The 21635-nt window shown below is 67.2% G+C and carries 18 protein-coding genes; 3 read left to right on the top strand and 15 right to left on the bottom strand.

Annotated elements, in window-relative coordinates:
* Positions 1 to 21: 21 nt before the first annotated feature.
* The 15 genes from ACWDUM_RS07590 to ACWDUM_RS07660 form a co-directional block, all read right to left on the bottom strand.
* The gene (locus tag ACWDUM_RS07590) at positions 22 to 1191 is read right to left on the bottom strand and encodes an amidohydrolase family protein (RefSeq protein WP_450133486.1); all 1170 of its coding nucleotides are present in this window, start codon (positions 1189 to 1191) and stop codon (positions 22 to 24) included.
* 431 nt (positions 1192 to 1622) lie between these two features.
* Positions 1623 to 2864, bottom strand: a complete 1242-nt coding sequence (locus tag ACWDUM_RS07595; protein ID WP_450133487.1) for a cytochrome P450 — start codon at positions 2862 to 2864, stop codon at positions 1623 to 1625.
* A gap of 67 nt (positions 2865 to 2931) precedes the next feature.
* Entirely contained in the window at positions 2932 to 3126 is a 195-nt protein-coding gene (locus tag ACWDUM_RS07600; RefSeq protein ID WP_450133488.1) for a ferredoxin, read from the bottom strand.
* A 22-nt stretch (positions 3127 to 3148) separates the two neighbouring features.
* Positions 3149 to 3985 (bottom strand): SDR family NAD(P)-dependent oxidoreductase, encoded by an 837-nt coding sequence (locus tag ACWDUM_RS07605; protein WP_450134177.1) that lies wholly within the window; start codon positions 3983 to 3985, stop codon positions 3149 to 3151.
* Positions 3986 to 3990: 5 nt separating this feature from the next.
* Positions 3991 to 4911: an alpha/beta fold hydrolase gene (locus ACWDUM_RS07610; RefSeq protein WP_450133489.1), complete on the bottom strand. Its 921-nt coding sequence runs from the start codon at positions 4909 to 4911 to the stop codon at positions 3991 to 3993.
* A gap of 44 nt (positions 4912 to 4955) precedes the next feature.
* Positions 4956 to 5570, bottom strand: coding sequence for an NADPH-dependent FMN reductase (locus ACWDUM_RS07615; protein WP_450133490.1), 615 nt, complete (start codon positions 5568 to 5570; stop codon positions 4956 to 4958).
* Positions 5571 to 5581: 11 nt separating this feature from the next.
* Complete coding sequence (locus ACWDUM_RS07620) at positions 5582 to 6571, bottom strand: cyclase family protein (protein WP_450133491.1); 990 nt, start codon at positions 6569 to 6571, stop codon at positions 5582 to 5584.
* A gap of 55 nt (positions 6572 to 6626) precedes the next feature.
* Positions 6627 to 7439: a coniferyl-alcohol dehydrogenase gene (locus ACWDUM_RS07625; RefSeq protein WP_450133492.1), complete on the bottom strand. Its 813-nt coding sequence runs from the start codon at positions 7437 to 7439 to the stop codon at positions 6627 to 6629.
* Between the two features lie 88 nt (positions 7440 to 7527).
* Complete coding sequence (locus ACWDUM_RS07630; protein ID WP_450133493.1) at positions 7528 to 8844, bottom strand: LLM class flavin-dependent oxidoreductase; 1317 nt, start codon at positions 8842 to 8844, stop codon at positions 7528 to 7530.
* A 2-nt stretch (positions 8845 to 8846) separates the two neighbouring features.
* A complete protein-coding gene (locus ACWDUM_RS07635; protein WP_450133494.1) occupies positions 8847 to 10628 on the bottom strand; it encodes an FAD-binding protein in 1782 nt (593 codons plus the stop codon).
* Positions 10625 to 11605, bottom strand: coding sequence for a 3-carboxyethylcatechol 2,3-dioxygenase (locus ACWDUM_RS07640; protein ID WP_450133495.1), 981 nt, complete (start codon positions 11603 to 11605; stop codon positions 10625 to 10627). The genes ACWDUM_RS07635 and ACWDUM_RS07640 overlap by 4 nt, the downstream gene beginning before the upstream one ends.
* Positions 11562 to 13238, bottom strand: coding sequence for a bifunctional 3-(3-hydroxy-phenyl)propionate/3-hydroxycinnamic acid hydroxylase (locus ACWDUM_RS07645; protein WP_450133496.1), 1677 nt, complete (start codon positions 13236 to 13238; stop codon positions 11562 to 11564). Before ACWDUM_RS07645 ends, ACWDUM_RS07640 begins: the two co-directional genes overlap by 44 nt.
* 2 nt (positions 13239 to 13240) lie before the next feature.
* On the bottom strand, positions 13241 to 14104 hold the full coding sequence (locus ACWDUM_RS07650; protein ID WP_450133497.1) for an alpha/beta fold hydrolase: 864 nt from the start codon (positions 14102 to 14104) through the stop codon (positions 13241 to 13243).
* Between the two features lie 70 nt (positions 14105 to 14174).
* On the bottom strand, positions 14175 to 15860 hold the full coding sequence (locus ACWDUM_RS07655) for an FAD-dependent oxidoreductase (protein WP_450133498.1): 1686 nt from the start codon (positions 15858 to 15860) through the stop codon (positions 14175 to 14177).
* 265 nt (positions 15861 to 16125) lie between these two features.
* The gene (locus tag ACWDUM_RS07660) at positions 16126 to 17703 is read right to left on the bottom strand and encodes an AMP-binding protein (RefSeq protein WP_450133499.1); all 1578 of its coding nucleotides are present in this window, start codon (positions 17701 to 17703) and stop codon (positions 16126 to 16128) included.
* Positions 17704 to 18156: 453 nt separating this feature from the next.
* Between ACWDUM_RS07660 and ACWDUM_RS07665 the strand changes: the two genes are divergently transcribed.
* From ACWDUM_RS07665 to ACWDUM_RS07675, 3 genes are all read left to right on the top strand, one after another.
* Positions 18157 to 19017, top strand: a complete 861-nt coding sequence (locus ACWDUM_RS07665; protein WP_450133500.1) for a mycofactocin-coupled SDR family oxidoreductase — start codon at positions 18157 to 18159, stop codon at positions 19015 to 19017.
* A 93-nt stretch (positions 19018 to 19110) separates the two neighbouring features.
* On the top strand, positions 19111 to 20481 hold the full coding sequence (locus ACWDUM_RS07670; RefSeq protein ID WP_450133501.1) for a cytochrome P450: 1371 nt from the start codon (positions 19111 to 19113) through the stop codon (positions 20479 to 20481).
* Positions 20481 to 21569 (top strand): amidohydrolase family protein, encoded by a 1089-nt coding sequence (locus ACWDUM_RS07675; RefSeq protein ID WP_450133502.1) that lies wholly within the window; start codon positions 20481 to 20483, stop codon positions 21567 to 21569. The genes ACWDUM_RS07670 and ACWDUM_RS07675 overlap by 1 nt, the downstream gene beginning before the upstream one ends.
* Positions 21570 to 21635 lie beyond the last annotated feature (66 nt).

Below are 21635 nucleotides of genomic sequence, written 5' to 3' on the forward strand. Positions count from 1 at the left end.
CTCGAGTGTCGGGGCCACGGCCTACAGGCCGAGGAATTCCTTGACGTTGCCGCTGACGATGCGAGCGGCGTCTTCCGGCCCGACGGCCTCGACGACCGCGGCGAGCGATTTCTCCGAGTAGCCGAACGTGCTTTCGTTGTGCGGGTAGTCCGAGGACCACATGACCCGGTCGACCCCGATCTTGTCGATCATCTCCAGGCCCAGCGGGTCCACCATGAATGACGCGCGCATGTGGTTGTCCCAGTAGTCCCGGACTTCGTGCGCGACCGGGTGGTCGAGCATGTGTTGGAACGAGGCCAGCAGGTGCTCGCCGTCCTGGATGGCCGACGGAACCCAGTTCACCCCACCCTCGAACCATCCGATCTGAAGGCCCGGGTGGTGGTCGAGGATTCCGCTGAAGATGTACTTGGCGAACATCTCCCGGAAAGGTGCCACGTTGTGCATCATCCCGACGGCCACACTGTTCACCTCGCACGGACTCGAGAGCGGCGCCTCTCCGATGTGATGCGAGACCGGCACCCCGGACTCCTCGATCGCCTCCCAGACGGGCCTCATCGCGGTGCTTCCGTAGTCGATGGGATTGCCGTCGTTGTCCTTGCCTGCCGACAGCGGCATCAGGAAGGTCTTGAGGCCGAATGATTTCAGCTCGCCCAGCGTGCGCCGCGCGCCGTCACCGTCCCACCAGTTGATCAGCCCGACACCGTAGAAGCGGCCTCCCGATCGGTCCTGCAACTCGGCGATGTACTCGTTGTAGACCCGGAACGACAGTTCGCGAATCTCCTTGTCCGGGTAAAACAACAGAGCCAGGAGGGCGTTGGGGAAGGCGAGCTCGATGTCGATGCCGTCCTCGGTCAGATCGCGCATCCGGGCATCGAGTTTGTTGCTCCCGGACCCGTCGAGCGGATCGTACTGCATCAGAACATGACTGAAATCTCCTGGCAGAAAGGACTTTCCCTTCCTGCCCATCTGGAAGGCGCCGTCCTCGTACCACACCCGCGGGGCACGATCCTTGAGGTCCTCCGGGAAGCGCTCGTAGAAGATGTCCTCCGCGAGCGAGATGTGGTTGTCCGCCGAGAAGACCTTGGTCCCGGCCGGCAACCCCACACCCGCGCCTGCGTGACCACGACGGTCCTTGGGCGGGGCGAATCCCCCGGGCGGGTACAACGACGCATTACTGCTCGCGACCGACATCCTGATCCTCCAGTGTTGATTCGACTCGGTTGGTTCGACTCGGCTGGTTCGACTCCGGGGCCTCGGCACCGACGCCCCTGCTGGTGGAGATCGACTCGTGTGGCTCGACTAGTAGGGATTCGACTCGTTCTCGGAACATCCGCCGAGACGGGCCGGACGGCACCGGCAACACCTCGACCACCACCGGCGTTGCGGACGGGCCCGGTCCGCCGCTGCCCGTCGGATCGGCGCCGCCCGTTCGCGGCACCGCACCGCCGGAGCTTGAGCGATGGGGCAACCACTCGACGAGAGTATGATACTTGCAATCGGAGAATCGCGTTGCCATTCCGGCTTGGTCGTCCCCGGGGCGAGTCGCCGGTTTCGGCCCGATTCCGGTTGCGGCACCGCGGAATTCGACCGATGCGGATCCGGCGACCGCGCCAGATCCCCGACTACCAGGTGACGGGCAGGGCGTACACCCCGAATGCCAGCCGGTCGTGCTTGAACTCGACCTCTTCGAACGGGATCGCCAGGCGCAGAGTGGGAATCCTACGGAGCAGGGTCTGGTAGACGATCTGCAGTTCGACCCGGGCGAGCTGCTGGCCCACACACTGGTGGCTGCCGAAGCCGAAGCCGACCTGAGTTCGGGCCGGCCGCGAGAGGTCGAGACGATCCGGGTCCGGGAACGCCTTGGGATCCCAGTTCGCCGGCGCGAGATCGATGATGATCCCCTCGCCGGCGCGGATCGTCTCCCCGGCGATCTCGATGTCCGAGGTCGCCACCCGGCGTTGACCGTTCTGGATGATGCTCAAGTAGCGCATCAGCTCCTCGACCGCGTTCGCGACAACCTTCGGATCCTCGGTGTCGCGCAGCAGCGCCAGCTGATCCGGATTTTCCAGCAGGGCCAGCACCCCGAGCGAAATCATGTTCGCGCTGGTCTCGTGGCCCGCGATCAGCAGTCCGGTGCCCAGCTGGGCCGCCTCCCGCATGCTGATCTCACCCGCCTGGACCCGTTCGGCGAGCTCGGTCACCACGTCCTCGGCGGGCGCATCGAAGCGGGACTCGATCAGCTTGACGAGATAGCGGGCGAGCCCGGACCTACCCTCGTTGGCCTGCTCGGCGGTGGCGTACCGGTCCACCCCGACGGTGGCGTGCTCCTGGAAGAACGCGTGGTCCTCATAGGGCACACCGAGCATCTCGCTGATCACCAGCGACGGCACCGGCAGTGCGACCGCCGAGACCAGGTCCGCCGGCTGCGGCCCCGCCAGCATCGCGTCGATGTGCTCGTCGGTGATGCGCTGGATCGCCGGGCGCAGCGCGTCGACGCGTTTGAGGGTGAACGGCCGGGTGAGCATCCGCCGAAAGCGCGCGTGCTCCTCTCCGTCCGAGGTGAACACCGAGCGCGGACGCTTGTGCACGGTCGAGAGCATCCCCTCGTTCCAGTGCGGGAAACCTGGGCGGCGGTCGTCGACGCTGACACGTGGGTCGGACATCAACATTTTCAGCTCGGTGTATCCGGTGACCAGCCAGGGGGTGCTGCCGTCCCAGATCCGCACCCGACTCAGCGGTCGGACCGCGCCAAGGGCACGCACACCGGGGGGCGGTGCGAACGGGCAGGAAGCCTCCCGATCCATCGGATACTCGGGCACCTTCGCGGCGGTCTCGGCCGCGGCACCGGTCAGCGTGTCGGACATGTTCTCACTCCTTGTTCGTCGGTTGGGCGGTGCTGCCGCTCGGGCGATGCCCGCGGCCGGTGGTCGGTTATTCCAGAAGGTGGATCACCGACGCGGGACACATCTCGACCGCCGTCCGGACGTCGTCGAGGAGGTCGTCGGGCGGACTGTCGTCGAGCAGGACGACGACGCCGTCGTCGTCACGCTGGTCGAAGACATCCCCCGCGTTCAGAACGCACTGACCGGAGCCGACGCACCGGGTCTGGTCGACAGTCACCTTCATCGGAAACCTCTCTCGTGCGGGTTCAGGCGGGTGCAGCGGCCGCGGCCGGCGGGCTGCTGGACCGGCGCCGCAACGGTTTGCCGGCGGAGGTCCCCCCGTCGACCGCCAGTACAGTCCCGGTCAGGTAGCGGGACCGGTCGCCGGCGAAATAGAGCGCCGCCTCGGCAACGTCCTCCGGTGTGCCCTCGCGCGGCAGCGGTCGATCGGACTGCATGACGCCGCGGAACGACCGCGCGAGCTTGTCCCCCTCCCCCTCGGCGAGACTCGACATCGACGAGCCGAGCAGCTCGGTCGGGATGCTCCCGGGGGCGATGCAGTTCACCCTGATGTCGTGCTGCGCGAGTTCGATGGCGGCGGACTTGGTGTAGTGGATGATCCCGGCCTTGGAGGCGCGGTAGGTCATTACGCCGCCACCGGCCTGGATTCCCCCGATCGACGACATGTTGATGATCGACCCGCCGCCGTGGTCGGCCATGTACCTTGCGGCGTACTGGGTTCCGGCCATCACGCCGAGCAGGTTCACCGACATCACACGATGGAAATCGGTCAGGTCATCGAGCAGGATGCTCTTGTGCAGGGTTCCGGAGACACCGGCGTTGTTGCAGATCACGTCGAGTCCGCCGAACCGCTCGACGGCCGTCGCCACGAGCCGCCGAACCTGCTCGGGGTCCCCCACATCGGTGAACAGGTAGTGCGCGTCTCCACCGAGATCGGCGGCCAGCGCCTCACCCCGCTCCCGGTCCACGTCGGCGATCATCACCCGGGCGCCCTCGGCGAGGAACCTCGCGGCGACGGCGGCGCCGATGCCCGATGCGGCGCCGGTGACGACGGCGACCTTGCCGTGCAGTTCGTTGACCATCTCGGTCATCCCCTTCTCTGTGGTGCTCGCGTCGGGTCGACACCCGACCAGTTCGACTCGTCCCTGACCGCCTGGCCGGCGAGGAATTCCAGGAGTAGCGAATTGACCTCATCTGCCCTCTCGATCTGCGGGCAGTGTCCGGCGCGGTCGATCACCGCCGACCCGGCCGACCGGATCCGTCCGGCAATCTCCGCCGCCCAACCCCGGGGCAGCAGCTTGTCGCGTCCACCCTCGACGATCAGCGCTGGAGACGAGATCCTTTGGTATGCCAGATTATTCGACGGTAACGGTCCCGCCGATCCGGCCGGACGCCGGAATCGGGCCGCCGCGACCGCCTCCCAGGCTCCCGGCGCGGTACTCGACTCGTACCGGCGCCGGACGTAATCGTCGTCGGCGGGATAACCGGGATCGTCGAAGAGCGCCTCCACGATCCGGCGCATCGCAGGCATCGAGGCGTCGTAGTCGTACAGTGCCTGCATGTGCTCGTTGCGCTGGATCTCCCCGCCACCGCAGATGGCGACCAGACTGCGCACCGGCAGCACAGGCACCTCGGAGGTGGCGTCCACCAACAACATGATCGCCCCCATCGAGTTGCCGACGAAGTGTGCGCGATCGACGCCGAGGGTGGCGCAGAAGCGGGCCAGATGCCGGATTCGCGTCCCCCTCCCGTCAACGAAATCCACGACCTTCGCAGACTGACCGAATCCGAGCAGGTCGGGCGCAAGCACCCGGTAGGACCCGGACAGCGCCCCGATCGTGTTCTCCCACGCCAGTTCCGCATTCGCGCCGAACTCGCCGCCGTGAAGCAGGACCACCGGGTCTCCGGCGCCGGCCTCCAGATAGCTGGTCGACAGCCCGTCCACCACGACGGTCCTGCGCTCGACGCGGCCGGACTCTGTGCCGGCGGGTTCGGTGCTCTCCGGCACGACAGTCCTGTCCACGTCGGTCCCGGGACCGTCGGGGTGGGGGCTCACGTGCGACCCCCACCGGCCCGCGCGAACGCGAGGACCTGGGTCGCGAGCATCTCGAGCTGACCGCGGACCTCGGCATCGACGATCTCACCGGCGGAGTCCCAGACCGGCTCCGCCGAGTTGATCGCCACCCCGAGCGGGGTAGGCCACGCGCGCAGCGCATGGCCGATGACGCGCAACTGGCCGAGCGTGCCGACGGCCGCCTGCCAGCCGTACGCGCAGGTGATGCATCCCCAGGGCGTGTTGTCGAGATAGACCCTCGGCCCCTCCCGCAGGTCCTCGATGTAGTCGAGGGCGTTCTTGACCAGACCGGAGACGCCGCCGTGATAGCCCGGCGAGCCCACGATCACCGCATCGGCGGACCGCAGCGCCTCGACCAGTTCGACGGCTTTCGCGCTGCGGCTCGTCTCGTGAGGGCTGTACATCGGCAGGTCGATGTCCGCGCCGGCGTACAGCCTGGTCCGGCCGCCCTGGCGCTCGACCGCCGCGAGGCAGGCCCGAAGGGCCCGCTCGGTGGACGAGCCCGATCGCAGGGTTCCGCCGAGCCCGACGACGAGCGGCGCCTCCGCGAACGGCGCCGCCGTCCCCGCCTCGGTGATCGTGCTTCCGGTCATTGTCCGTACCCCTACTTGATGGCGATCGGGTTCACCGGCGAACCGACCGCACCCACCACCCGCAGCGGCGGCGCAATCAGCTGGAACTCGTACACCCCGTCGGCGGCACAGTCCGCCGCCAGCGCGGTGAGATCCCAGTACTCGCCGAGCATCAGACCCATGTCCCTCAGGCAGAGCATGTGCATCGGAAGGAAGGTTCCCTCGACGCCCGACACCGGGTCCTCGACCATCAGGTTGTCGGCGGCGACGGCGGCCACCTCGAGGTCGTGCAGCCAGGAGGCGCAGCGCCAGTCCAGACCGGCACCGGGCTCGGTGCCGTCACCGTTCTCCAGGAAACGACCCCACCATCCGGTGCGGATCAGCACGATGTCACCGCTGCCGATCGTGACGCCCTGCGCCCTGGCGACGTCGTCCAGTTCCTCCGGCGAGATCGGCCGGCCGATCTCGAGGAAGGTCTCGGCGCCCCGATGACGAACGAGGTCCAACAGGACACCGCGAGTGGTGATTCCCTTGCCGTCGACCTTGTCGATACCGCAGTGATAGGCACCGAGACTGGTGACCGAGCTCGCCGGGAATCCGTTGTAGAGCTTGTCCTCGTAGTACACGTGGGACAACGCATCCCACTGCGTTGCCGCCTGCAGCGGCATGATGATCATGTCGTCGTTGAAGCGGAACGGGTTGTCCTCGAAGAATCCACTCAACTCCCGACCGACGGAGTTCTCCGTCCACTTGGGCATGTACTCGACCAGCGTCTGCGCGTCGCCGCCGTCCACGGTCATCACGTGCACCGGGTTCTGACGGAACTTGAAAGCACCCTGCGGCCCCGAGGAACCGAAGTCGACTCCGAGGGGAAAGACCTTCCCGAGTTTGACGAGGCTCGCCGCCTCGGCGACCTTCTCCGATGTGATGAAGTTCAGGGTGCCGAGTTCGTCGGCAGCGCCCCAGCGTCCCCAGTTCCGGACGTCGCCGGCGACGCGCCTGAAGTCGTTCAGTGAAGCCACGATTCGATCCTTTCCACGTTGTCGATGAGCATCCGCCGGACGGCCGGCGCTCGTGTCACTGGTACGCCGGGTCACCTGCCACGCGGCTGCCCACGGTGCCGCCGTCCACCCACAGCACCTGCCCGGTCACGTAGCTCGCGGCGCGGCTGCCCAGGAACAGCAGTGCCGCCGCCTGCTCGATCGGGTCCGAGACGCGACCGAGCGGAGTGGTGACCCCGTCGAGGAAGCCCTGTCCGTATGCCGTCCGCAACTGGTCCAGGATCGGGGTCTCGGTGACTCCGGGCCCGGTGCAGTTGACCCGGATGCCGCGGGCCCCGAGACCACCGGCCCGACTCATCGTGTAGAGGATGATCGCCTCCTTCGACAGCCGGTAGCCGCCGTCCGCCAGCGCCTCCGGATGCTCTCGGCACCAACTGATCCCGTCCTTCATCGTGGCGGTGTCGAGCAGGCCGAGCACCTCCGGACGGTTGTCGAGGTAGCGTGAACCCGCCAGGGACGAGACGCTCACGATCGCCGACCCGGACGGCATGCGCGGGACGAGCGCCTCGGTCAGCTGTCGCAGGCCGAGGAAGTTGATCGTCACGACGCGCAGCGGGTCACCGATTCCCGACGACACCCCGGCCACGTTGAACAGCACGTCGACCCTGGAACCGACCGCGGCGACGGCCCCGTCGATCGAGTCGGCGTCCGACAGGTCGACCGGCACGAACTCCCCGAGCGGCGTGGTGGGTTCGCGCACGTCCAGTCCGATCACCTCGGCACCGAGCCCCGCGAGTTCCAGGGCGAGCTCGGCACCGATCCCCGAGGCGCATCCGGTGACCACCACCCGCCTGTCGTCGTAGCGCCACAGTCCGTCAATTCGCGTCATTCCCAACGCCTTTCACATTCGTTCCGGCCACGGACGCCACGGGTGTGGGGTGCGCGGCGGGCCACTCGCCCCACACCCGGGCGCGGGATCAGGCCCCTCGCTCCTGCTCCGCCTGTTCCTTCGCGAGCTGGGCCGCCTGCACCCGGCCCTCGTTGATCTCCGCCATCGCCTCGGGGATCTCACTCGCGGTGAAGCTGCCCCCGCGACCGGTCGGCAGGCCACCGAAGGAGTAGTTCTCGTCGAACTCCGGGGCGTTCGAGACGGGACGCCGGGCCTCGACCTTCTCGATGATCGGGGCGAGCCGCTTGGCCTTCGCCGCAACCGCCTTCTCGTCCCGCTCGATGAACTCGGGCAGGACCTCCTTGCCCATCAACTCGATGGATTCCATCGTCGCCTCGTGGCTGCGCGGGTTCAGGAGCAGGATGATCTCGTCGACGCCGCTCTCCTCGTAGCCCCTCAGGAACTCACGGACGGTCTCGGGTGAGCCGATCGCTCCGCGGCCCGGCCCGTAGGCGAGTGTCTCGTCGTTCTTCACCTCGCCGAGGTAGCGGTCCCAGACGCCGGTCCGGCCGGGAATGTGCTCGCCGGTCATGTAGTAGTGCATGATCCCGAACGAGAAGAAGCCGCCACCCACTCCGAGACGCTCCAGTGCCTGCTCGTCGGTGGGCGCGACCATCATCGACAGGTCTCCACCGATGGCCAGGATGTTCGGGTTGATCACGGGGGTGGAGGGAACGCCGCGCTCCTCGAACTCCTTGTAGTAGCCCTGGACTCGGTCGGCGAGTGGGCCGGGACCGGTGTACGCGAAGCTCAGCGCGCCGATGCACCGCTGGGCGGCCATCTGCACCGAGGACGGGCGCGTACACGCCACCCACACCGGCGGGTGCGGGGCCTGCATCGGCTTCGGGATGACGTTGCGGGCCGGCATCTCGATGTGCTCGCCCTTGAACCCGGTGAACGGCTCCTCCGTCATACAGCGGATGGCGACTTCGATGGCCTCCTCCCACTGTCCGCGCTTGTCGGCCGGGTCGATGCCGAAGCCGCCGAGCTCACCGACCGAGGACGACTCGCCCGTGCCGAACTCGACTCGGCCGTTGGACAGCAGGTCGAGAGTGGCCACCCGCTCGGCGACCCGAGCGGGGTGGTTGATCGCCGGCGGCAGGTGCATGACCCCGAACCCGAGTCGGATGTCCTTGGTCCGCTGGCTCGCCGCGGCCAGGAACATCTCCGGTGCGGTCGAGTGGCAGTACTCCTCGAGGAAATGGTGCTCGGTGAGCCAGACCGTCGAGAAGCCGGCCTTGTCGGCCGCCTCGACCTCGTCCAGCCCGTCCTGGAACATGATTCGCTCGTCGTCCGGGACCCAGGGACGGGGCAGGGCGAACTCGTAGAACAGAGAAACCTTCATAGCTACCTCCGATTGGAATCGAGCGTCGAATCAGTGCGGGTGGAGCTGGAGTCGCCGGACTCGTCCCGGCCCACGATGTGCCTCGCCGCGACGTACCCGAACGTCATGGCCGGTCCGATGGTTGCTCCGGCACCGGCGTAACTGCGTCCCATCACGGGCGCTGAGGTGTTCCCAACCGCGTACAGCCCCGGGACGACGGTGTCGTCGGACCGTAGCGCTCGGGCGTCCTCGTCGGTACGAATTCCCCCAGAAGTCCCCAAATCTCCCAAGACCATGCGGAACGCGAGATAGGGAGGACCCTGAAGCGGAAAGAGATTGGGATTGGGCAGGGTGGGATCCCCGTAGTAGTTGTCGTAGACACTCTCGCCACGACGGAAGTCGTCGTCGATGGCCCTGCCGGCCATCACGTTGAATCGATCCGCAGTGGCCCGCAGTTCCGTTGCCGGAACGCCGATCTTCTCGGCCAACTCGTCCCAACTCCCGGCGGTGTGCACGACTCCCGAATCGAGCCAGGCTTGCGGAATCTTGCTGCCCGTCGGAACCGGAGCCCACGGAATCCTCGGTATCGGAAGGTGTCCGGCGACGACATAGCGCTTCCACGAACGCTGATCGGTGATCAGCCAGCACGGAATGTGGGTCACGCCGGACTTCTGACCCTCGATCATCGCGTGCCCGAAGTCCATGTACGGTTCGGCCTCGTTGCAGAACCTCCGTCCAGCACCGTTCACCACGAACTGGGACGGCATCATCCGCTCGTTGAGCATGAACTGCATTCGGCCGTCGGGCCACTGGATCGCGGGAAACCACCACGACTCGTCCATCAGCTCGGTGGCCGCCCCGGCCTTCTCTGCGGCACGGATTCCGTCGCCCATCGAGGCGGGATTGCCGAAACTCCAGTCCTGGTCGATCACCGGTTGGTGCTCCATCCGCCAGGCCAGGTCGCGCTCGAAACCGCCGCTGGCCAGGATCACCCCGCGCCGGGCGCGGACCCTCAGCTCCCGGCCTTCCCGCTCCACCACCGCCCCGGTCACCGCACCGGCGGCGTCCGTGATCAGCGACTGCATCGGCGCGTCCAGCCACAGGGGGATGTCCCGCTCAGTCATTGCCAGGCGCAGACGTGCCACCAGCGACTGCCCGATCGCTGCGATCCTGTCGCCGAAAACCCGTGCCCGGAACATCCGCCAGAGCAGTTTGAGCAGCACCACCTTGCCGCGCCACGACTGTCTGATCTGGTAGAACGAGCGGAGATCCTTCGGGCCCAGCCAGATTCCCTTCGGCGCAAGCGCGAGGGGCTTGATCAGATTCTCTTCCTCGCTGCCCAGCTCACGCAGATCGATCGGCGGGACGTTGATCGTGCTGCCGAGCGCGGACCCACCCGGTAGCTCCGGGTAGTAGTCGGCGTAGCCGGGCTTCCAGACGAACTCGAGTCGCGGGCTCAACTCCTCGAGGAACGCCATCATCCGCGGCGCCGCGTCGACGTACCGACGGAGCCTGGCCTCGTCGACCAGTCCTCCGGTGATCGCGCGAAGGTACTCGACCACCCCCTCCGGGGACGGTGAGTAGCCGTCACGACGCTGGGCAGGTGCGCCCGGAACCCAGATCCCGCCACCCGACAGCGCGGTGGAACCGCCGTAATGCGAGGACTTCTCGATCACGAGGACATCCAGACCCGCGGCATCGGCGGTCAGTGCGGCGGTCATGCCACCGCCACCGGATCCGACGACCAGGACGTCGACCGTGTGGTCGTGGGCTTGGTCGACGGCATCGGACGAAGTGGGTGTCACGAGTGGCTCCTGCTGTACGTGGATGTTCGGACGCCCGCCGCCTCGGAAGCGGCGGTTCGGACCGCGAACCCGGCGATGAGTTCCGGCGCCGGCCGGTAGTAGCGCACGTCCGTCCGATAGGGCCCGGCGACTGCGAGCGCCGAGTAGGCCGCGACCCAGGTGCGAATCTCGTGCGCCGAATTGCCCGCCTCTTTCGAGATCACGGCGTTGCTCCAGCTGTCGAGTACGTCGAGTCGACCCTCGTCGACAACCTCGAGGAACCGTCGGTCCCAGTCCGGATTGAGTGGTCTCGATTGCCCACCGCCGGAAGCGAACTCGCGTGCGGCCTCGATCACCGCCTCCTGGCGGGCGAGACGCTGTCCGGAGGTCATCGGGGTGCCGTGGACGATCCGGTCCAGCACCCGCCCGGTGGCGGTTGTCCTGCTCGGCACCGGCGGATCGTGGGACAGGCCGCCGGACCCCACCACGAGCACCCGCTTGCCCAGACTCTCGAGGTGTCGTCCGACCGCGGCCCCGAGCGCGCGGGTGCGGCTGAGCGGACCGAGCGGCAGCGCGACCGAGTTGACGAATATCGGGAGGATCGGCACCGCCGTCACGTCGTCGAACAGCCGCGCGAGCGGTTGCGCGGTACCGTGGTCGACCTCCATGTCCGCGGAGACCGCGATGTCGACTCCGGCGTCGAGAACGGCCTGCGCCAAGCCCGCGGCGAGCTGTTCCGGGACGTCGAAGGCACCCGCGTAGGTCCCGTAGTCGCCGACTCCGCGGGCCGCGGTGCCGATGCAGAACGGCGGCATCAGACGGTGGAAGAAGCCGTTGTAGTGATCCGGTGAGAAGACGACGACCAACTCGGGATCGAAGTGCCGCACGAATTGTCGAGCCAGCCCGGTCGCCGACGCGACCTCCTTCAGCAGGTCGGCCGGCGGTCCGGGAAGGTCAAGCAGGGGGCTGTGCGAGATGCAGCAGAGTGCCAGCGTCATCACGACCTCCTACCTTCAACGTCAATGCGTCGAACAGGGCCTGGCTCAGCTCCGGGGCCCGTTGGGCGATACAGGCACCGGCCACGCAGCGATCGGGGCGGAGGAAGAGCACAGAATCGGACTGTGCGTCGAACCAACGCTTGAGGCTCCCGCTGCGGTCACCGACGACGATCACATCCGGGTCGTCCTGACCGGTCCAGTGCAGCTGGCTCGCCGGCCGAGCGGCGACGAAGGTCGCGCCCAGAGACTTCCACCGTTCGAAGTCGGTGTCCCCGAGCACCCGGCGCGGATCGTTGTTCCAGCACAGCACCGCGAACCAGTTGCCGAGAACGTCGTCGAGGAGCACGCCCGCACGCTCCCGGGTGTCGACCGTGGGCTGCACGAAGAGCGTGCCCACCGAGGAAGCCGGTGAGCGCGGCCCCGTGTGGACGACGGCCCCCTCGTCATAGCGAGGCATCGGCTTGAAGCGCATCCCCAGCACGTAGCTCTTCACCGGAGGAATCGCCGCTGCAGCGCGGACGAGGACGTCACGCACCGCGGCCACCTTCCGGTTGGTTGGCGAGATCACCCGACCGACCATCGTGGACAGGTCGATCATCGCCCGCGCGTGCTTGCGCCGTTCGAGGTCGTAGGTGTCGAGAAGCGCGTCCTCCGCCCGGCCGGTCACGACGGCAGCCAACTTCCAGCCCAGGTTGGCGGCATCGCGGATACCGCTGTTGTAGCCCTGCCCCTGCCACACGGGCATCAGATGCGCTGCATCCCCGGCCAACAGGATCCGGCCGGAACGGAACGCCCCCGCGATCCGGGAGTGATGGGTGTAGACCCTGCGTCGAATCACGTCCAACCTGTCGGGATGAGGGACGAACGGGGCGAGCATCCTCGCGACGAACGCGGGATCCTCTGCGAGTTCGTCCGACTCGTCTGCGTGAATCATGAACTCGAAGCGCCGGATGCCGTGCGCGATCGAGACCGAGACGTTCGGACGGGTGGGGTCAGCGGCGACTTCGATGTTCGGATGGCCGAGCGGGTCGGTGGCGAGATCGACGACGAGCCATCTGGTCGAAGAGGTGGTGCCCTCGAACGTGACACCCATCTGATGTCGGGTGGCGCTGCGGCCGCCGTCGCACCCGACGACGTACCGGGCGAAGACCGTCCTCGGCGTCCCGTCGACAGCGAGTTCGACGGCGACCTCGTCACCGCTGTCCGCACAGGACAGCATCGGCGCATTCCACAGGGCATCGACCTCGGGGAACCGATCGAGTCCGGCGAGCAGTTCGGCATCGACGAGGGGCTGGACGAAGCCGTTGCGCTTCGGCCAGCCGAAACTGGTGTCCGTCGGCGCGATCTCGACGAGAAGGCGCCGCCTTCCGTCGACGAACCGCATGATCTGGTTCGGCGTCGTGTGCGGCAGCACCTGTTCGACGAGCCCGATCGACTGGAAGGTGCGCAGGGACTCGTCGTCGAGTCCGACCCCGCGCGGGTAGTCGATGAGTTCGGTTCGCTCGTCGACCACGAGGGTTCGAACTCCCCACTGGCCGAGCATGTTCGCCAGGGTCAGGCCGACCGGACCCGCCCCGATCACCACCACCTCGTAGGAGTCCCGGTCTCCGGCCCTCCGCCGTCGCGCCGACACTGTCAGTGCCCCAGCAGGAAGTCGAGGTGGATCCGATTGAACGTCTTCGGGTCCTCGTACTGGGGCCAGTGTCCGCAGCCGGCCATGACCTCGAAGCGGGCACCCGGGATCATCGAGGCGATGCGCCGGCCCTCGCTCACGTCGGCGGTGGGGTCGTCGCTGGTCCACAGCACGAGGGTCGGCGCGACGATTGCACCGTACTCCGCAGGCCCCAACAGGTTTCGATGGCGAATCTCAGGATCCTGCAGTGCCATGATGTCACGCATTGCATCGACGAACCCCGGTTGCCGGTAGATGCGCTGTCGGCTCGCGACGATGTCGTCGTATCCCTTCGACTTGTCCGCCATCAGCCAGGTGATTCGGGACTGCACCGTATCCCAGGTCGGCTCACTCGCCGCAGCCATCGAGAGGGTGACGATCCGCGCCATCACCTCGGGGTCGGCCTGTGAACCACCCGCGGTGTTGAGCACGAGACGGTCGATCCGGTCGTGATGGTCGATCGCCGCGCGTGCCGCCACCCAGCCACCGAGGGACTCGCCGCTCAAACGCACTCGTGTGGCGCCGATCTCGTCGAGTACCGCGATCAGATGGTCGACATAGTGGTCGATTTCGAGCGGGTGCCCCGGCTTGTCCGTGTACCCGTGGCCGAGCATGTCGATCGCCCAGGTGGAGAAGTACTCGGCATGCGAATGCAGATTCCGTACGTAGGCCTCGGCATGGCCACCGGACCCGTGCAGCAACACGAGCGCCGGCTTGTCCGCCTCGCCGGCATGCAGGTATCGGGTCCGCACTCCCCCAGCGTTCAGGTACCCCTGTGAGAACGGCACACCCTGGAGATCGCTCCAGATGCTCTCGAAATCCGACACTCGCTACCTCCTGCTCGGTCCGACCGATGGGATGTTCCCGGTGGTGCTGTCGCACGATCGCCGGTTCGGATCAGTTGCCCAGTGGGACCGACGAACCCGTCGCCACGGCATGACCCGCCCGGTAGCCCCAGACCATCCCGGGGCCGATGGTTCCGCCCGCACCGCCATAGGCGCGGCCGGTCACGCCTCCCATCGCGTTGCCTGCGGCAAAGAGTCCGGGGATCACCTCACCGTTGACGTGCCGGACCCGACCGTCCCGGTCGGTGCGGGGTCCACCCTTCGTCCCCATCGCCCCGACCGTGACCGGGACCGCGAAGTACGGCGGCGCGTCGATCGGGCCGAGTGTGCGACCGGCGACGGTGTCGGCGTTCTCGTCGCCCCACCACCCGTCGTAGGCACTCGATCCGCGCCCGAAGTCCGGATCGACCTCCTGGGCTACGGCGGCGTTCCATGCCTCGACCGTCGCGGCCAGGCCGCGCGAGTCGATTCCGGTCCTCGCAGCCAGTTCCCCGAGGTCCTCCGATTGCGAGAACCATTCCGGAACAGTGCCGCCCGGCGGCACCCCGAGGAATCCGTAACGTTTGAAATGCAGTGAGTCGAACACAATCCACGCCGGATCGTTGACGTAGCCTCCTCGTGGGTCGAGGTAGTGGAAAGCGCCGGCCATGGAGTTGTACTCACCGGCCTCGTTGGCGAAGCGGCGTCCGGACCTGTTCACCATGATGCTGCGCGGCCGGGTTCGCTCGAGCCGGACGCTGCGGCTGCGGGGCCTTCCCTCGATCGTGTCGCCGGGGATGCGCACGATCGGCACCCACCAGGCCTCGCTCATGTTCGCCAGGTCGGCGCCGTGCGCCATCGCCATGCGCAGGCCGTCACCGGTGTCGTTCGGCGGTGAAACCGCCCCCCGCATCGGACCTCGAAGATATGCCTTGACCAGCGCCTCGTCCCACTCGAATCCCCCGGTGGCCAGAACCACCCCGGATCGGGCCCGGACCCGGACGGTCTCGCCGCCCACGTCGAGGCGGACACCGGAGATCTGCGCCGCGTCGGCGATCAACTCCACGGCACGGGCCCCGGTCCGGGGCACGACGTCGCGGGCGAGCAGGCCCTCGAGCAGTCCGCCGACCAGTGCGGCGCCGGCGACACTCAGGTCTGCCTGACCGTCGGCCTCGGCGTTGAGCCGGGCCCGCGTCTCTGCGTCGAAGCCGACATTGCTCCAGTCCTCGGGGAAGGAGGTGATCCGGCCGCCCCATTCACCCAGGCGGGTCACGTCGTAGGGAACCGGGCTCAGTGACCGCCCGCCCGAGGGCCGGCCTCCGGGCAGCTCGGGCTTGTAATCCGGGAAACCACTGGCGATCTCGAAGCGCAGCGCGCTGTTCTGCTCGACGAAGTCGACCATTCCCGCACCGGTGCGCACGAAGGTCTCGACCAGTTCGTCGTCCATCGAGTCGAGGGACTGTGCCTGCAGGTAGCTCAGCGCGTCCGTGACGGTCAGTTCTCCGTCCGGGGCACGACGATGCGCGGGGATCCACGCGATGCCCCCGGACACCGCGCTGGTTCCACCCACGGTGGGCGCCTTTTCGTAGATCTCCACCGAAGCCCCGGCGACCGAGGCCGCGAGTGCGGCAGTCAGGCCTGCCGCTCCACTGCCGAGAACGACGACGTCGACCTGGTGATCCCATCCGGATTCCGCGGACTGCACCGGAAGATCCTCTGCGCGAACTCCTTCGGACAACTTCTGCTGGTGCGATGACATCGCGTGCGTGATCCTTTCGGCCGACCGCCGGTCGCTCCGGTCTCGAACCCCCGGGGCGAATCTTCGGTGACGAACTCTCCGGAAACAGATGCATCAGAAGGTGACTCGCTCCACCCCCGGGTACCCCTGGTACCCCACAAGAACGATCGATCACAGCGAAACCTGCCACCGGCGGTAACAGTGCGGGCCGGCTCGGGGGTCGCACGTCCTGTGCGAGAACACGAGCCAGACCGGAAGCCGGGCGTGCGAGAATAATATTCTCGCTCTACGGAAACTTCAATACCCTTTCGGCCACGGCCCCACGGATCAGGTGCTTGCGCACCTTCCCGCTTGCCGTGCGGGGGAAGGACGCCATTTCGACGACGAGCTCGGGCCACTTCTGTCGGGCCAGACCGGCCCGCTCGAAGTAGGTGCACACCTCGCCCAGCGTGGGCACCGGATGGCCCGGAAGAAGACACAGGACCGCGGCCGCGCGCTCGCCGAGCACTACGTCGGGAACCGCAACCACGGCAGCCTCACCCACGCCCGGCACACCGAGCAGCACCTCCTCGAGCTCGAGCGCACTGATGTTCTCGCCGCCGCGGATGATCACGTCGGACTTACGGTCGGTGATCGTCAGGCAGCCCTCGTCGTCGATCACCCCGATGTCGCCGGTCCGATACCAGCCCTCCTCGTCGAATGCCTGCGCGGTCAGGGCGTCATCGGTGTAGCCCAGGCACAGATCTGGTCCGCGGCTAAGGATTTCACCGTCGGACGCCAATCGAATCTCCACTCCTGGCATCGGCCGACCGTCAGTGAGCAGACGCATCCGCTCGGGGGCGTCATGCGGGGAGGCGGTGATCGAAGGATGCTCCGTGCTGCCGTACGCGCGGAATGCGACGATCCCCAGGCCTGCGAGCCGTTGCGTGACCGCTACCGGCACGGATGCCCCACCCAACCCCACGTACTGGACATGGGCCAGATGATCGGGAGTGAAGTCGGGATGGTCGAGCAGACTGGTGACGAAGTAGGGCGGGCCACCGCCGACGGCAAGGCCGTCGCTCTTCATCAACGCCAGAGCCTTTCCCGGATCCCAGGCGTCGGCGAGATTCACCGGCTTCGCATGCAAGACCGGAATCAGGAATGCGCCAACCATTCCGATGAAATGCCCGACCGGGGTCGCGGTCAGCTGCTTACTGCGATCCGTCGCGTTCCGGTCGGCCAGCTGACGCGTCTCACAACCCAGGGTTTGATGACTGTGCACCACCCCCTTCGGGACGCTGGTGGTCCCCGAGGTGAAGGCGATCAGGGCCGGGCCGGCAGGATCGACCGCGGCGGTGCCGCTCATCGGCTCGGCCGCGAGCAGGTCGTCGAAGTCACAACCTCGGGCGGAGCCTCGGGAAATGTTGGAGCCGACCACGCCCACCACCGGCACGCCCGCACAGACCTCCGGGTCGTGGACCATCCGGCCGAAGCGGTCCGCGGTGATGAACACCTTCGGCCGCGCCACCTGGAGGATGTGGCCGATCTCGGCCCGACCGTAGATGTGCACGATGGGCACCACCACCGCGCCAAGCAGCGCGGAAGCCCAGAAGGTGGCCGCCGCCTCCATCCAGTTCGGCAACTGGAATGCGATCACGTCCGAGGGCCCGACGCCGCGGGCCCGCAGCCCAGCTGCCAGCCGCCGTGCGACCGACTCGACCTCACCGAAGGTGCCGTGCCAGGGCCGCACGTCCGAGTGCACGGTGAACGCGGTGTCCGGCGCTGCCGCCAGTCCACGGGCGAGGAGATCGCCGATCGTGTCGTCGCTCCACCAGCCCTCCTCCTCGTAGCGCTTTCGCAGATCGGCAGGTATCGCACGCATTCGAATTACCTCATTGGCATCGAGGGGCCGGACCGGCGTAGATCGCACCGATGGGCCCGGGAATGGGATCAGCGGAAGCGGGCCGGAATTCACGGCAACCCCGCTCGCGCGAACAACCCGGGGTACACCGCACCGTTGCGCTCCCACGAGATGGAGCCGTCCGACGAGCGCCCGGATCCGATCTCCTTGCAGCACCGATAGGTGAAGAGTATGGTTCTCGCTACTGTAAGTGCAATTCTTGACACTGAAAACAGGGATTCCACGGCGCCCTCGGGGTGTCCCGGTCAGCCACGGGACACCTGCCGACGCCGTACTCGATCCAGCCAAAACAACTGCTGCACATCAAGTTCCGAATGCCATGACCCAATCGGGCGCTACACCTCCGGGCCGGGACCCGCGTCCGCGCACGGCGCCGGAGCCACCTCTGCATGGAAGCTACGGAAAGGGAATCCTGTGGGACGTGTTGAAGGCAAAGTCGCATTCGTCACCGGTGCCGCCCGCGGACAGGGGCGCAGCCACGCCGTCCGACTCGCCGAAGAAGGTGCCGACATCATCGCCGTCGACCTCTGCGAAGACATCCCCACCCTCGGCTACGCACTCTCCCGCCCCGAGGACCTCGATGAAACCGCACTCCTCGTCGAGAAGACCGGCCAACGCATCGTCACCGCCCAAGCCGACGTCCGCGACGTCAACGCCCTCCGCACCGCCCTCGAGGCCGGCATCGCCGAACTCGGCAAACTCGACATCGTCGTCGCCCAGGCCGGCATTGCCGGCATGAAGGGCGAACCCCAGATCCAAGCCTGGTGCGACGTCATCGACACCAACCTCATCGGCACCATCAACGCCATCCAGGTGGCCCTTCCCCACCTGAGCGACGGCGCCTCGATCATCGCCACCGGCTCCACCGCCGCTCTCATGGACACCAGCAACGTCCCCAACCCCGGCTCCGACCTCGGCGGCATCGCCTACGTCCACTCCAAACGAGCCCTCTCCGCCTACGTCTACGACCTCGCCACCCACCTCGCCACACGCGGCATCCGCGCCAACGTCATCCACCCGACCAACTGCAACACCCCCATGCTCCAGAGCGAACCCATGTACCGCTCCTTCCGCCCCGACCTCGAACACCCGACCCGCGCCGACGCCGAACCCGCCTTCGGCGTCCAACAAGCCATGAAGATCCCCTACATCGAACCCATCGACATCTCCAACGCAGTCCTCTACCTCGCCTCCGACGAAGCCCGCTACGTCACCGGCACCCAGCACCGCGTCGACGGCGGCGGGTACCTCAAGTGGTACGACTACCAGAAGTGAAACCCATTGTGGTGGCGTGTGACTCAGTGGTCTCACGCCGCCGCTTCGGCATTCGAACAGCTCAGCACGTGACCAGTCGAGGGGACAAGCATCGTGAGCACTGACAACGTCGTGGCCGACGACGGGCGCAAAGAGAATCGGTACCACTTCGACCGGCACACCCCGGAATACCGGCACCAGTTCGAGGCAATCACCGAGGAGATGCACGCCAAATGTCCGGTGGCATGGACGGACACGTACGACGGCCACTGGGTCGCCAGCGGTAGCAGTGCGGTCTTCGAGCTGGCACGCAGCCCGCACGTCTCGAACGACCACGACATCAACAAGCAGCGTCGCGGCTACAAGGGCATCTCCATTCCGACGGCCAAGCGCGCCGCGCTCGTTCGCGGCGGCATCCTCGAGATGGACGACCCCGATCACCGGACCTATCGCGCGGTCCTGAACCCGTATCTCTCTCCGGCGGCGGTTGCGCGCTGGGAGCCGTTCATCCACCAGGTCGTTCGTGCCAGTCTCGACGAGAGGATCGAGACCGGCTCGATCGACTTCGTCGACGACCTCGCGAACATCGTCCCCGCGGTCCTCACCCTCGCAATGCTGGGCATCCCGCTGAAGAACTGGGCGATGTACAGCGAACCGACGCACGCCGCGGTGTACACGCCGGAGAGTTCCCCCGATTCGGTTCGGGTTGCCGAGATGCACCGTGAAATGGGCATCGACCTGCTGACCAACCTGGCCGACATCCGCGAGAATCCGCGTCCGGGACTGGTGAACGCTCTCGTCGACCTGCGCATCGACGGCGAGCCGGCTCCGGACATGGAGCTGCTCGGCATGCTCGGGTTGATCATCGGCGGAGGCTTCGACACCAGCACCGCACTGACCGCGCACTCGCTCGAGTGGCTCTCGCAGAATCCGGACCAGCGTGATCGACTCAGCCGCGAGCGGGACACCCTCCTCAACTCGGCGACCGAGGAGTTCCTGCGCTACTTCACCCCTGCCCCGGGTGACGGTCGCACGATCGCCGCGGATTGCGAGGTCGACGGAACCCGATTCAGGGAGGGCGAACGCCTGTGGCTCTCCTGGGCGATGGCCAACCGGGATCCCGCGGAGTTTCCCGATCCGAACGAAGTGATTCTGGATCGCAGGGGCAACCGGCACTTCAGCTTCGGCCTCGGCGTCCACCGGTGCATCGGTTCCAACGTTGCGCGCACCGTCTTCAAGTCGATGCTCACCGAGGTCCTTGACCGGATGCCCGACTACCGCTGCGACCCGGAGGGCGCCGTGCATTACGACACGGTCGGCGTGATCCAGGGCATGCGGCATCTGCCTGCCACCTTCACTCCTGGCAGGCGGCTCGGACCGGGCCTCGACGAAACGCTCGAGAAGCTCCAGAAGATCTGCGACGAACAGCAACTCGCCGCTCCGGTCACGGTTCGCCGGGAGGCGGCCGACATCAGGGGCTTCTGATGAAGCGACTCCCCGACGGCACGTCGATGCCGATCATCGATGCAAGCGTGCACATCTTCTTCGCATCCAACACCGACATGCGCGCCCACTTGCGCGAGCCCTTCAAGAGCCGTGGAATCCCCGACGTCGAGATGGACTGGTACGGCGCGCCGGGCGGGGAATATGCCCAGGGCACAGCGGGTCCGAACCGGGAGTATCCCGGCTCGGATCCCGACCGGGTGGCCCAGCATCTGTTCGTCGATCGTGGGGTGGACGTGGCGATTCTGCACCCGATGACACGAGGGATCCTGCCGGACCGGCACCTGACCACCGCGATGCTCTCCGCGCACAACGAGATGATGGTGACCCGCTGGCTCGACCCCGAGGCGCACGGCGAGCGCTTCCGCGGCACGATCCGGGTCAACCCCGAGGACATTCCCGGGGCGCTCCGCGAGATCGAGAGATGGCGCGATCATCCTCGGGTCGTGCAGATCGGTGTTCCCCTGCAGTCCCGCGAGCCATACGGCAAGCCGCAGTTCTGGCCGCTCTGGGAGGCGGCGGCGGGGGCGGGACTCCCGGTCGCTGCGCACATCGAGTGCGGCGAGAGCGTCGGCTTCCCGCCGACCCCGTCGGGCCACCCACGGACGTACGAGCAGTACCTGGGCTTCATGTCACTGAACTACGTCTACCACCTGATGAATCTCATTGCCGAGGGCGTGTTCGAGCAGCTCCCCGACCTCAAGTTCGTGTGGGCGGACGGCGGCGCCGACCTCGTGACCCCGTTCATCTGGCGGATGGACTGCTTCGGCCGTCCGCACCTCGAGCAGACACCGTGGGCACCTCGGATGCCGAGCGACTACCTGCCCGGTCACGTGTATTTCGTACAGGGCGGCCTGGACGGCCCCGGTGAGGTCGACTTCGCCGGAGACTGGCTGGCATTCACGGGCAAGGACGACATGGTGATGTTCGGGTCGAGTTATCCACACTGGCACTGCGGCGACGTCGACTCCCTGCCCCGGGCCCTGACCGCCGAGCAGCGCGAGAAGGTGTGCTGGCGAAATGCCGCCCAGCTCTATGGAATCGACATTCCGGCCCTGGCCGTCCAGTAGTCCCGCGTCCTCGTCGCTCGACGAGGACCGGTCCCAGCCGCCGGGAACGGCGGCAAGAAGGAGACC

It is taken from the genome of Rhodococcus sp. NPDC003322 (assembly GCF_053589555.1).